This window comes from Bacillus sp. FSL R5-0416 (genome assembly GCF_037975425.1).
GTDB lineage: Bacteria > Bacillota > Bacilli > Bacillales > Bacillaceae > Bacillus > Bacillus subtilis.
The window spans coordinates 2,899,125-2,911,947 of sequence record NZ_CP150252.1; the positions used below are offsets into that span (position 1 = coordinate 2,899,125).

Sequence of the window (12,823 nt, forward strand, 5' to 3'; positions counted from 1 at the left end):
CCCTCTAGTAATCTAGTACTCTTAAACAAATGCGAAAATCGCTTTTAAGCCTACGTATGACAGTGCAACAAAAATAATCAGCGTAACGTATGTCGAAATTCTTTGAGAACGAGGCGTTACCGTGATGCCCCATGTAACAGCGAAAGACCATAAACCGTTCGAGAAGTGGAAAATTGTTGATAAAACACCGACAATGTAAAAACCAAGCATAGCCGGAGAGCTCAAAATATTCGCCATCATGTCGAAATTGACCTCAGCACCCATTTGCGCGGCAATGCGGGTTTCCCACACGTGCCAGCTGACGAAAATGAGGGTGATGATACCGGTTACACGCTGCAGGACGAATAGCCAGTTTCTCATGTAGCTGTATTGGCCTGCGTTATTTTTCGCAGTAAACGCTATGTACACACCATAAACTGCATGATAAATTAATGGTAAGAAGATAATAAAAATTTCCAAGGCATACCTGAAAGGCAGACTATCCATAAAATGAGCAGCGCTATTGAATGCTTCAGCGCCCCTTGCGGCAAACTGGTTGACGACTAAATGCTGAATAAGAAAGATGCCGACCGGTATGACGCCAAGCAAGGAATGCAATCTTCGAAAATAAAACTCTCTGTTCCCAGACATTACTTTACCCCCTGTTTGATAAGTGCGAAATGTGCTAAATCTCTTCCCCCACTTCTTTCAATTGTAAGCACTTTATTAAGATTTATTGACAATTTCATTTTACTCCTCCCTCAAAAGGGCGTCAAGAAAACGCGTACATAAATTATAATTTTCCGAATTGATTAGTTGATTGAAAAATTTTATTTTATCAATATATATTTCTTGCTTAATTTTTCATAAGAATTACAGGATCATTCTGTAATCCTCCCCCCTGTTTGAGCTATAATATACGCAGGAGAGAGGGGAGACAGATATGAAGTCTAAATTTGAAGCATCTATTGACAACCTAAAAGAAATTGAAATGAACGCTTATGCCTACGAACTAATACGAGAGATCGTTCTCCCAGATATGCTTGGCCAAGATTACTCTTCCATGATGTATTGGGCAGGAAAACATCTCGCCCGTAAGTTTCCTCTTGAATCATGGGAGGAATTTCCGGCCTTCTTTGAAGAAGCGGGCTGGGGAACCCTCACCAACGTAAGCGCTAAAAAACAGGAGCTTGAATTTGAACTTGAAGGGCCGATCATTTCCAACCGGCTTAAACATCAGAAAGAACCATGCTTTCAGCTGGAGGCTGGTTTTATCGCTGAACAAATTCAATTGATGAATGATCAGATTGCCGAATCATATGAACAAGTGAAAAAGAGAGCCGATAAAGTGGTTCTGACTGTGAAATGGGATATGAAAGACCCAGTGTAATCAAAAAGGCGGTGACTGCATAGTCCCGCCTTTTTGATTGTCATTACACAGCTGAAGGGTGTTTTGAAAGCTCAAATGCATCGTGAAGCGACTCGACTGCTTTCACCATGTCATTTTCGCTTACGACTGTTGACACTTTGATTTCAGATGTGCTGACCATTTTGATTAAAATGTTTTTTTGCGCCAGTACAGCAAACATTTCAGCCGCTACACCAGGATTTGAGACCATGCCGGATCCAACAATAGATACTTTAGCCAATTTGCTTTCTGTCTCGATTTTCTCAAATTCCAGCGCGTCTTTATACTCTTCAAGCACCGCAACGGTTTGGTCTGCATCTTCTGTTTTGACAGAGAAGGAAATTCCAGTCTTGTCCTCGGCCTGCGTTTGGATAATGATATCCACGTTTATGTTTCTTTTGGCAAGTGTCGTAAAAATAGTAGACAAAGTTGTCAGGCCGCTAGTCAGCCCGTAAATGGTTACTCTTGTGATTTGATCTTCAAATGCAATGCCTCTGACAATTAAATTCTGTTCCATGGATGATTCCTCCTCAATTAATGTTCCCGCTTCGGTTTCTGTACTTGAACGCACTTCTAACGGCACTTGGTAATTTTTCGCGAACTCAACTGCTCTTGGATGAAGAACGCCGGCGCCTAAATTGGCAAGCTCAAGCATTTCATCGTATGAGATGCCCGCAAGTTTTCTCGCTGATTTCACATAGCGCGGATCGGTTGTAAACACGCCTGGCACGTCTGTGTATATGTCACATTTATCAGCTTTTAAAGCGGCAGCCAAAGCAACTGCTGTTGTATCTGAACCGCCCCGGCCCAATGTCGTAATTTCACAATCCTCTGTCATGCCTTGGAATCCTGCAACAATGACAATTTTTCCTTTTTCAAGCTGGTCTGCTAAAACCGAAGTGTCGATATCTGTAATCCTGGCGTTTCCGTGAATGGCCTCCGTACGGATTCTCGCCTGCCAGCCAGTATAAGACACAGCGTCATAGCCTTTTTCCTGCAATGCCATTGAAAGGAGTGAAATCGTGACCTGCTCGCCTGTCGCCAGCAGCATATCCATTTCGCGTTTGCTCGGCTGGTCAGAAATAGCTTTTGCAAGGCTGACCAATTCGTCAGTGGATTTTCCCATTGCTGAAACGACGACAACGACTTGATGGCCTTTCTGTTTTTCTGCAATTGCGCGGTTTGCCGCATTTTGAATTTTTTCGACTGAGCCGACGGAAGTGCCTCCGAATTTTTGTACAATAAGACCCATGTATTACCACCCTTTACATTTTGGTTCGTGCGGGTGAGGAGAAAGAGCGCTTTGTCCACAATAAAAAAAGCAATGAGAGGAATACTCTCATTGCTTATCAATTAATCATCATAAATGATTATGAACAACGAGATAGCCCTCCAAGAAAATGATTTCTTGACAGCCTTACATTTATTCAATGCACGGCCAGCAAATAATACCGATGGGGTTTTATTTGCTTCGGCGACGCTCCCCTTTCAGCCTTTTTCACAGAATCCATCTTTCTCCAAAGGCATACTCTTGAAGTTCGCACCTCTATCTTCACCATATAACACGATCTAACTATGAAATTAGTTCACATTTTATCAGATCTTATTTAAAAGGACAACATTATTTTTGCAATTTGTCGTAAAGGAGCTGAGCCGCCGCTGCGGGAACACCGGCTTTTTTGATGTCCTCAAGGCTTGCTTCCTTCATTTTTTTAACGGAACCGAAATGCTTTAACAGCATTTTCTTTCTTTTCTCTCCGATACCCGGGATGTCGTCCAAAACGGATTGAAACGCGCTTTTTCCCCGGATTTGCCTGTGAAAACTGATTGCAAAACGGTGCACCTCGTCCTGAATGCGCTGCAGGAGGTAAAATTCCTGGCTGTTTCGTTCCAGATACACCACCTCCAGCGGCTCACCGATCAGTAAATTTGAGGTTCTGTGTTTTTCATCTTTCGCTAAACCGGCGATCGGGATATCCAAGCCGAGTTCATTTTCAATGACATCCCTTGCTGCGTTGATCTGCCCTTTTCCTCCGTCAATGATAATCAGATCAGGCAGCGGCAGATTCTCACGAAGCACTCTCGTATAGCGTCTTCTGACAACCTCTCTCATAGAACTGTAATCATCCGGCCCTGTAACGGTTTTGATTTTATATTTGCGGTATTCCTTTTTGTATGGTTTGCCGTCGATAAACACAATCATCGCGGAAACCGGGTTTGTCCCCTGTATGTTTGAGTTATCAAACGCTTCAATTCTGTGCGGCGTATAAATATTTAATGCCTCACCTAGTTTCTGCACAGCCCCGATTGAACGCTCCTCGTCGCGTTCGATTAAAGAGAATTTTTCTTTCAATGCGATTTTCGCATTTTTATGGGCAAGCATGAGCAGTTCTTTTTTAGGGCCTTTCTTCGGCTGGTGAACGTTTGTTTCCAGCAGCTGCTCGATCATGGATTGATCTACGCTGTCCGGAACTAAAATCTCCTTCGGAAGGAAATGGTTGTTTTTTGAATAGAACTGCCCGATGAACGTGAGGAACTCTTCATCTGCTTCCTGATAAAGCGGGAACATGCTGACATCGCGTTCAATGAGCTTCCCTTGGCGGATGAAAAAGACCTGCACGCACATCCAGCCCTTATCGTACGCATACGCGAATACATCACGGTCGACTAGATCGTTCATCGTCATTTTTTGTTTTTCCATCGTTGATTCAATATGGGCCATTTGGTCACGAAGCTCTTTTGCTCGTTCAAACTCAAGATTCTCAGCAGCTTCATGCATTTTCTCTTCAAGCTCTTTTTTGACCTCATTATAGCCGCCCCTTAAGAAACGTGTAATGCTTTCAACCAGCTCTCTGTTCGTCTCTTCGGAAATATCCTTTACACACGGAGCGAGGCATTGGCCCAGATGATAGTAAAGGCACACTCTGTCCGGGAGCTTGGAGCATTTTCTGAGAGGATACAGACGGTCGAGCAGTTTTTTTGTTTCCCTTGCTGCCTGTACATTCGGATACGGCCCGAAATAGCGCCCTTTGTCTTTTTTGACATTGCGGGTGACAATCAGCCTTGGGTGGCGTTCATGGGTGAGTTTTATGAAAGGATAGGTTTTGTCGTCTTTGAGCATGACGTTGTATTTCGGATCATGCTTTTTGATCAGATTCATTTCTAAAATAAGCGCTTCAAGATTGGAGGACGTCACGATATATTCAAAATCCTCGATTTCCGTCACAAGCCTTTGGGTTTTCGCGTCGTGAGAACCGGTGAAGTAGGAGCGCACTCTGTTTTTCAGCACTTTTGCTTTCCCTACGTAGATCACAGTCTGCTGCCGGTCCTTCATGAGATAACAACCCGGTTGATCAGGAAGGAGGGCGAGTTTTTCTTTCAGTTGTTTGTTCATATGTTACCCTTCCTTATGTTTAATCCTTTATTTCCAGTTTAACACGAACGTTTGTTTTTCTCTATGGTTCACAATTGGCGAATAAAAAAAGCGATCCCTCAATCGGAATCGCTCTGGCATGTAAGCAGCGGAAAATTAAAGATGTTTGTTTACAAGCTCTTGAAGCGCTTCTTTTGGTTTGAAGCCGACTGAAGTTTCAACTACTTCGCCGTCTTTTAACACAAGAAGAGTCGGGATGCTCATAACGCCGTATTTTCCGGCAGTTTCTTGGTTTTCGTCTACATCGATTTTTACGATTTTCAGTTTGTCTCCCATTTCTTGATCCAATTCTTCAAGAACAGGCGCAATCATTTTACAAGGTCCGCACCAAGGAGCCCAGAAGTCTGCCAGTACGACGCCTTCGCTTGTTTCAGCTGAGAAAGATTGATCAGTTGCTTTTACGATAGCCATTATTGAATTCCTCCAATGTGAAATGATGATTTTTAGTATAGCATCTCCCATTCGTTCACGCTATTTTAATGCTTACAAATTATTTTTTCCTGATCACAGCCGGTTTACTCATTTTTATATGGTTGAATGGGATATGCTCTTTTTTTAAAACACAAATCTGATAATGGCCCCGATCACTACAATTGCCCCAATAATCATTAAAATGGTACGAAGCATAAGATCACATCTCCTCTTCACTGTCATGTACTTTACCATGCCCTGCCGGAGCTGTTTTAAAACCTGAAAAAGAGCGCCGGCATGAAGCTCCGGCGCTCTTGCGCGATTAAGAATCAGCACGCAGCGTAAGTAAGACGACTGACATTGGCGGGAGTTTTACTTTCAGTTTGTTTTTGCTGAGCGTGTATTGCCTGAAGGATTCCGGTTTGACATGATGAGGATCGTCAAACGTGTTATGCGCATTCATTTTTTCTGCCGTAAGAATGACTCCGGAATGGTCCGCTGCCTTGTGTAGGCCTCTCAGCTCGATTTCCGCCTCAGCTTTGTTTTGGTGATCGATGTTGCAAATTGTGATATTGATATCGCCTTCAGCTTGTTTCGACGCTGAAATGCTGATTTGCGGAAGCGTTTCACCCTTCCATTCATAGTCGGCAGACATTGTCTCTGTGGCTAAAAGAGAAGCGTCCTGGTGCACCTTAAACATATTGAATACATGGTACGTCGGTGTCAAAAGCATCCGCTCGCCCTCAGTCAAAATCATCGCTTGCAGAACGTTTACTGTTTGGGCGATGTTGGCCATTTGCACCCGGCGGCAATGCTGATGGAAAATGTGGAAATGAGAAGCCGCCACCAGTGCATCACGAATGGTGTTTTGCTGATATAAGAAACCGGGATTCGTGCCTGGCTCGGGATCAAACCACGTGCCCCATTCATCAATAATCAGCCCGACCCGCTGCTCCGGATCGTACCGGTCCATAATCGTGCCGTGTTTTTGAATCAATTCATCGATGTATTTGGCTTTTTTCATCGTAATAAACCATTCATCTTCCGTGAATTCTGTGGCTGATCCTTTGCCCTTCCAGAAATCCCCCGGAATCGTGTAATAATGAAGACTCAACCCGTCCATCAGGCCAGCGGCTTTTTTCATAAGCACGTCCGTCCAATTAAAATCATCCACATTTGCGCCGCCTGCAATTTTATAAATGTCATTCCCGCTGTAATTGCGGACATAAGTCTGAAAACGCCGGTACAGATCTGCGTAGTATTCGGGATGCATGTTGCCGCCGCAGCCCCAGTTTTCATTGCCCACGCCGAAATATTTCAGCTTCCAAGGTTCTTCTCTTCCATTTTGCTTTCTCCAGTCTGACATCGGCGTGCCTTCTTCAAATGTCATATACTCAATCCACTCCGCCATTTCCTGAACGGTTCCGCTTCCGACATTGCCGCAAATATATGGCTCGCATTCAAGCAGCTCGCAAAGCATCATAAATTCATGCGTTCCGAATTCATTTGATTCAATTGTACCGCCCCAGTGAGTGTTCAGCATTGTCTTACGGTCACCGACACCGTTTGCCCAATGGTATTCGTCCGCAAAACACCCGCCCGGCCACCTGAGGACAGGAATGTGCAGCTGTTTGAGCGCCTCCAGCACGTCCTTTCGTATCCCGTTGATATTGGGGATGTCTGAGTCCGTTCCGACCCAGATCCCCTCATAAATCCCTCTTCCTAAATGCTCAGCAAAATGACCGTATATATTTTTGTTAATGGTTCCTTTTACGATATCTGTTTGAATCACTGCTTGATGTTCAGTCATGCCTCTGATCATTCCTTTCATACGGATATGAAAAGCACCACAGTCAAATATGTGATCTGTCTTTTGCCTGAGGAGTCAGCATGAATGTAAGCGCTTTTAAAGTAACCATATTATATATGTTCGTACATGTCAACGACATTTTCTATTGTTTTTATATTTGTACGTATGTATTTATAAATATGAAAAAATCCCGAACTTTTAAAGTCCGGGATTTCCTTTATGAGTGTATATTCAATTGTTTGAATTCCTCAGTTAATAACGGGACAACTTCAAATAAATCACCGACGATGCCGTAATCCGCTATTTTAAAGATATCGGCTTCGGGGTCTTTATTGATGGCGACGATCACCTTGCTGTTTGACATGCCGGCCAAATGCTGGATGGCACCGGAAATGCCGCATGCAATGTACAAATCCGGAGTGACGACTTTCCCGGTCTGCCCGATTTGGAGAGCGTAATCGCAATAATCAGCGTCACATGCCCCGCGAGAAGCCCCGACTGCGGCCCCTAGCACCTCTGCAAGCTCCTGCAGAGGCTGAAATCCCTCCTTGCTTTTGACTCCTCGGCCGCCCGCAACGATAATTTTTGCTTCGGAGAGATCAACGCCGTCAGCTGTTTTTTTCACGACCTCTTGGATAACAGTGCGGAGGTCAGTAAGAGAAACATCAATGCTTTCGATGCTCCCCGATCTGCTGGTGTCTTTTTCTGAAGCTTGAATGTTATTGGGGCGAATTGTTGCAAAGATCATCGGATCGGTTGAAATGACGCGTTCAAAAGCTTTCCCCGAGTAAATCGGCCGTGTGAACACAACATTTCCTCCGGTAACGCTTACATCTATAGCATCAGAAATTAAGCCTGTTTGCAGCCGGGCAGCAAGCTTCGGTGAAAGATCCTTGCCCATTGCCGTATGCCCGAAGATGACTGAATCAGGATTTTCTTGCTCGATAACACCTCTCATGACCTGACTGTACCCGTCTGCCGTGTATGTTCTCAGCTTCGGGTCCTCAGCGGTAAGAACTTTATCTGCTCCGTAATGAATAAGCTCTTGTGCAATGCTTTGTACATTTTCACCGATGAGAACACCGATGACTTCCCCATCTCCTGATATGGTTCTTCCTGCAGCTATTGCTTCAAAGGTGACATTCCGCAATTCCCCATCGCGTATTTCTCCAAGCACGATCACTTTTTTTCCCATTCTAACATCCCCCTGTTTCTTTGAATGTCCAAGCTTTAAATGACTTTAGCTTCGCTGCGGAGCAATGAAACAAGCTCTTTTGCCTGTTCAGCAGGCTCACCTTGGAGAAGCTTCCCGGCTTCTTTTTTCGGCGGCAGAAAACGTTCAATGGTTTTCAGCTTTGGTTCAGCATCCTCTTCGTCCAGGTCAAGATCATCAAGTTCAAGCTCTTCAAGCGGCTTTTTCTTAGCCTTCATAATTCCCGGAAGCGATGGATAGCGCGGCTCGTTTAAGCCCTGCTGAGCTGTGACAAGCAATGGGAGCGTCGTTTTGATTTTTTCAACATCCCCTTCGACGTCCCTTTCTGCTTCTGCATCAGTGCCGTTGATTTCGAGTTTGGTGATCGTAGTGATACACGGAATGTCCAGTAGCTCGGCAAGCCGAGGCGCCACTTGTCCTGATCCTCCGTCAATGGCAACATTTCCGCCGAGAATCAAATCAAACTCCTGATCCTTCATATAGTGGTATAAAACTTGAGAAATGGAATATTGGTCGGGTTCTTCAAGATCATCTTCTATGTTGATTAAAACAGCTAGGTCACAACCCATGGCAAGCGCCGTACGCAATTCTTTCTCCGCTTCTTCACCGCCGACCGTGACGGCGGTGATCGTGCCGCCATGCTTTTCCTTCAGCTGGATGGCTTCTTCTATCGCGTACTCATCATATGGATTAATGATCCATTCCGCTCCGTCATCCTGAATCTTTCCTGTTTCAATGACGATTTTTTCTTCTGTGTCAAACGTCCGTTTCATCAGTACAAATAGATTCATGATCATATCCCCTTTTATTCGCCTTTGAACTGAGGCTTTCTTTTTTCGAGAAATGCCTGGATGCCTTCCTTGGCGTCCTCTGACTCAAATGCTTCCCCAAATCGCTTTGCTTCAAGCTTTAAGCTGCCTTCATAGGAATACACCTTGTTGGAATAAAGAAGCTCAAGCAAAGATGCCAGCGTTTGCGGGCTTTTCTCTGCAAACTTAGCGGCAAGTGCCTTTGCTTTTTCAATCACTTCTGCCTCATCTTTCCCTCCAATTGAGACAAGTCCGAGATCAAGCGCTTCTTTTCCGGATATCGGTTCTCCTGATCCGATGAGCTCTAATGCTTTGGCTGTACCGACATATCTCGGAAGGCGCTGTGTCCCCGCAAAACCCGGAATGATACCGAGATTAAGCTCCGGGAGCCCCAGCTTAGCATCTTCTGTTGCGATTCTGATATGACAGGCCATCGCAAGCTCCAGCCCGCCTCCGAGAGCAGCGCCGTGAATCGCTGCGATAATCGGTTTTGGAAAGCTTTCGATTCTCTCCATTAACTGCTGGCCGCGCTCAGCGAGCAATGAGGAATCCTCATTGCCTTTAAGCGATGTAAATTCTTTAATATCAGCGCCGGCTGAGAAAAATCTTCCCTCGCCGTGAATGATAATGCTTCGTACGCCTGCATCTGTCTCACATTGATCAAGACAGGAAGACAGCTCTTCTAATATCCGGCTGGAAAGCGCATTTGCCGGCGGATTGTGAATCGTCAAAACTGCCACAAATTGATCAACTGCCAGTGATATTGCATTCATAGGACAGAACTCCTTTACTTATTATGAATTCCGGACACCAATAATTCTAAAACGCTGTCTGAAAGCGCAGCAAGATCGTACTTTTGGTCATTCATCACCCATGTTGTCACGGTTTCGTCAATCGTTCCAAAAATCATCTGCCGGGCGAGGCGGACGTCGAGGCCTTCTTTTAATTCGCCTGATTGTATGCCTTCCGTCAAAATGCCATCCAAAATATTTAAGTAGCCTTTTAATATTTCGTTGATTTTTTGGCGCAGCTCCAAGTTGGATTGGCGGAGCTCAAGCTGCGTGACAATTGCGAGATTATGGTCACCCGCTAAAAGGGAAAAATGCTTTGAAATCACAAGCGCCAATTTCTCTTTCGCTGTTGCTTTTTCTTTAATGTCCTCTTCCATCCGCTCAATAAATTGACCCATTTTTTCTTTGAAAAGAGAAATTAAAATATCTTCTTTGTTTTTAAAATAGAGATAGATGGTGCCGTCCGCTACTCCGGCTTGTTTGGCAATTTTGGATACCTGTGACTGGTGGTAGCCGTTTTCTGCAATGACTTCTACTGCTGCATCAATAATCTGCATATACTTTGGCCGTTTTTGCTTCAATGTTCATCGTTCCTTCCTATAGAAATGAATGACTATTCATTCATAATTTTATGATAAGAAGGATTTTCAGGTTTGTCAAGTTTATTCATAGACGTTCTCTTTTTTTATTTGATATGATGATTTTCGGTTCCTTCTTCAAGTAAACGCCTTCTTAAAATTTTTCCCACCGCCGTTTTCGGCAGCTCTTTTCTGAACTCATAGGCTTTGGGCACCTTATAGGGAGCTAGTCGAGATCTCGCAAAGGCATCCAGTTCTTCTGCATCGGCTTTTGCGCCTTTCTTTAATACGACAAATGCTTTTACTGTTTCTCCCCTGTAGGAATCGGGAACGCCTGCGACAACAATTTCCTGGATGGCTTCATGTTCATAAAGCGCTTCTTCTACCTCACGCGGGTAAATATTGTAACCGCCGGCAATGATGATATCCTTCTTCCTGTCAGCAATATAGAAAAAGCCTTCTTCATCCATATAGCCCATGTCCCCGGTGAACAGCCAGCCATCTCTCAGCACTGCGGCGGTTTCCTCTGGTTTATTCCAGTATCCTTTCATGACTTGCGGACCTTTTACAATGATTTCTCCATGCTCATACGGAGCGGCAAGCTCACCCGTCTCTTCAGAATAGATCGCAGCGTCCGTACTCGGCCAAGGACAGCCGATACTGCCCGGCTTGTTTTTTCCCCAGATAAAGTTGGCGTGCGTCACTGGGGATGCCTCAGACAAACCATAGCCTTCCACAAGCTTTCCGCCAGTCACCTTTTCAAATTTCTGCTTTACCTCCACGGGGAGCGCGGCTGATCCGCTAAGACAGCTTTTAATGGATGACAGATCATAATGCTGCAATTCGGGGTGATGCAAAAGGCCAATGTAAATTGTCGGTGCGCCAGGAAAGAGCGTCGGTTTGTGTTTGTCGATGATTTTAAGTGTTTCGAGCGGATCAAACTTAGGAAGAAGAATCATTTCGAAGCCTAGTTTAATCGAATAGTTCATGACTGCCGTCAGTCCGTAGACATGAAAAAACGGGACGATGCCCAGCACTTTTTCAGCGCCTTCTTTCACGTCATACATCCAAGCGGCGCACATTTCAGTATTTGCCAAAATATTTTGGTGCGTGAGCATGACCCCTTTTGGAGCTCCGGTTGTTCCTCCGGTATACTGGAGGACAGCGATATCATGCTCAGGATCGATCTTCGGGATTGTCAGGAGTTCAGTTTTTTCCTGCTTCATACTGGAAGCGAACGTGTGAATGTTAGCTGTTTTGTCAAAGTCGATATGCACTTTTTGTTTTTGCGTCAGCGGGTAAAGAATATTCTTCGGAAAAGGCAAATAGTCTTTTACGCTGGTTATCAAAATCTGGTCGACTATTGATAACGTTTTCATTTTTATTGCCTTCGGGAAAAGCAAATCTAAGGTGATGATTACACTTACCTGAGCATCTCTAAGCTGGTATTCAAGCTCATGCTCGGTATAAAGCGGATTCGTCTGCACCACGATGCCACCGGCAAACAAGACGCCATAATAAGAAATCACTGTTTGCGGGCAATTGGGCAGCATAACAGCCACTCTGTCTCCTTTTTGCAGGCCATTGACCTGCAAAAAAGCTGCAAGTTTAAGAGCATCCGTCAGAATGTCATGAAAGGTGAGTTTTTTTCCATAAAACGATATTGCGGTTTTATCAGGGAATCGTGCGGCGGAGTCTGTCAGGATGGATTGCAGGGTTTTATTCGGCAACGGAAGCTCATGCGGGATATCGTTGGGATACTCGGCAAGCCACGGCTTTTGAGACTGCATAAAACCTCCCCTTTCGATTTTAGAGATCCACCTTATCATTATAGCAGATGGACGGCAAAAAAAAGAAAAAGAAAGGTAAATCTTTCTTTTTCTCATAATATGAACAGATATATAAGACCAATTAACAAAAAGATTCCCGCTGCGGCGAGCAGTATTTTCGCAAGCTTTTCCATCTATTCTCCGTCCCCTTATATTCCGGCTGCCACTACAAATGAAAGCCCGACAGAAATGACAAATGAAATAAAGCCGACAGCCCGGTTATCATTTTCGATTTCCTGATCAATTTTAAACCGCGGAGTCAAAAACTCAAAAATAAAGTAGCTGATCAGAAGCATAACAAACCCGTAAACGCCCCAGCCGATCATTTGCAGCAGCGAATTATGCTGGGAGATGGAATGCTGAAATACGTTTGCGATTCCCAAAATTTTTCCGCCGGTCGCCATTGCCACCGCAAGATTTCCTTTTTGAATCTCTTCCCAGTTTTTATAAGCCGTCACCAGCTCAAACACAGTCAAAAAGAGGACGAGGCAGAGAACCGCGACACTGTAATATGCCGCGATTTCCACAAGCTCGTTTTCCCAAAAATCACTCATGGCCATAC

At 44.6% G+C, this 12,823-nt stretch carries 12 protein-coding genes and 1 riboswitch; of the genes, 1 reads left to right on the forward strand and 11 read right to left on the reverse strand.

The features are described 5' to 3' along the window. Positions 1–21: 21 nt before the first annotated feature. Positions 22–630, reverse strand: a complete 609-nt coding sequence (gene sdhC / locus NYE20_RS15580) for a succinate dehydrogenase cytochrome B558 (RefSeq protein WP_003222512.1) — start codon at positions 628–630, stop codon at positions 22–24. A 292-nt stretch (positions 631–922) separates the two neighbouring features. Here sdhC and NYE20_RS15585 point away from each other — a divergent pair, with 292 nt between their 5' ends. After that, on the forward strand, positions 923–1,369 hold the full coding sequence (locus tag NYE20_RS15585) for a YslB family protein (protein WP_003222508.1): 447 nt from the start codon (positions 923–925) through the stop codon (positions 1,367–1,369). 43 nt (positions 1,370–1,412) lie between these two features. Here NYE20_RS15585 and NYE20_RS15590 read toward each other — a convergent pair whose 3' ends face one another. The 10 genes from NYE20_RS15590 to NYE20_RS15635 form a co-directional block, all read right to left on the reverse strand. After that, entirely contained in the window at positions 1,413–2,639 is a 1,227-nt protein-coding gene (locus NYE20_RS15590; protein WP_103803805.1) for an aspartate kinase, read from the reverse strand. Between the two features lie 125 nt (positions 2,640–2,764). Next, positions 2,765–2,944, reverse strand: a riboswitch (Lysine riboswitch). A 64-nt stretch (positions 2,945–3,008) separates the two neighbouring features. After that, positions 3,009–4,781, reverse strand: a complete 1,773-nt coding sequence (gene uvrC, locus NYE20_RS15595; protein ID WP_103803806.1) for an excinuclease ABC subunit UvrC — start codon at positions 4,779–4,781, stop codon at positions 3,009–3,011. A 135-nt stretch (positions 4,782–4,916) separates the two neighbouring features. Then, positions 4,917–5,231, reverse strand: coding sequence for a thioredoxin (trxA, locus tag NYE20_RS15600; protein ID WP_003222500.1), 315 nt, complete (start codon positions 5,229–5,231; stop codon positions 4,917–4,919). Between the two features lie 322 nt (positions 5,232–5,553). Next, entirely contained in the window at positions 5,554–7,041 is a 1,488-nt protein-coding gene (abfB, locus tag NYE20_RS15605) for an alpha-L-arabinofuranosidase AbfB (protein WP_339183391.1), read from the reverse strand. Between the two features lie 217 nt (positions 7,042–7,258). Continuing rightward, complete coding sequence (etfA, locus tag NYE20_RS15610) at positions 7,259–8,236, reverse strand: electron transfer flavoprotein subunit alpha (RefSeq protein WP_103803807.1); 978 nt, start codon at positions 8,234–8,236, stop codon at positions 7,259–7,261. Between the two features lie 35 nt (positions 8,237–8,271). Further along, positions 8,272–9,045 carry an electron transfer flavoprotein subunit beta gene (gene etfB / locus NYE20_RS15615; RefSeq protein WP_103803808.1) on the reverse strand — a complete coding sequence of 258 codons (774 nt, stop codon included), beginning with the start codon at positions 9,043–9,045 and terminating at the stop codon, positions 8,272–8,274. Positions 9,046–9,059: 14 nt separating this feature from the next. Further along, positions 9,060–9,836, reverse strand: a complete 777-nt coding sequence (locus tag NYE20_RS15620; RefSeq protein WP_103803809.1) for an enoyl-CoA hydratase — start codon at positions 9,834–9,836, stop codon at positions 9,060–9,062. A 14-nt stretch (positions 9,837–9,850) separates the two neighbouring features. Next, positions 9,851–10,435 (reverse strand): fatty acid metabolism transcriptional regulator FadR, encoded by a 585-nt coding sequence (fadR, locus tag NYE20_RS15625; protein WP_014477593.1) that lies wholly within the window; start codon positions 10,433–10,435, stop codon positions 9,851–9,853. Between the two features lie 104 nt (positions 10,436–10,539). Further along, positions 10,540–12,222 (reverse strand): long-chain-fatty-acid--CoA ligase LcfA, encoded by a 1,683-nt coding sequence (lcfA, locus tag NYE20_RS15630; protein ID WP_103803811.1) that lies wholly within the window; start codon positions 12,220–12,222, stop codon positions 10,540–10,542. A gap of 188 nt (positions 12,223–12,410) precedes the next feature. Beyond that, complete coding sequence (locus tag NYE20_RS15635; protein WP_003237674.1) at positions 12,411–12,815, reverse strand: DUF350 domain-containing protein; 405 nt, start codon at positions 12,813–12,815, stop codon at positions 12,411–12,413. Between the last annotated feature and the right edge of the window lie 8 nt (positions 12,816–12,823).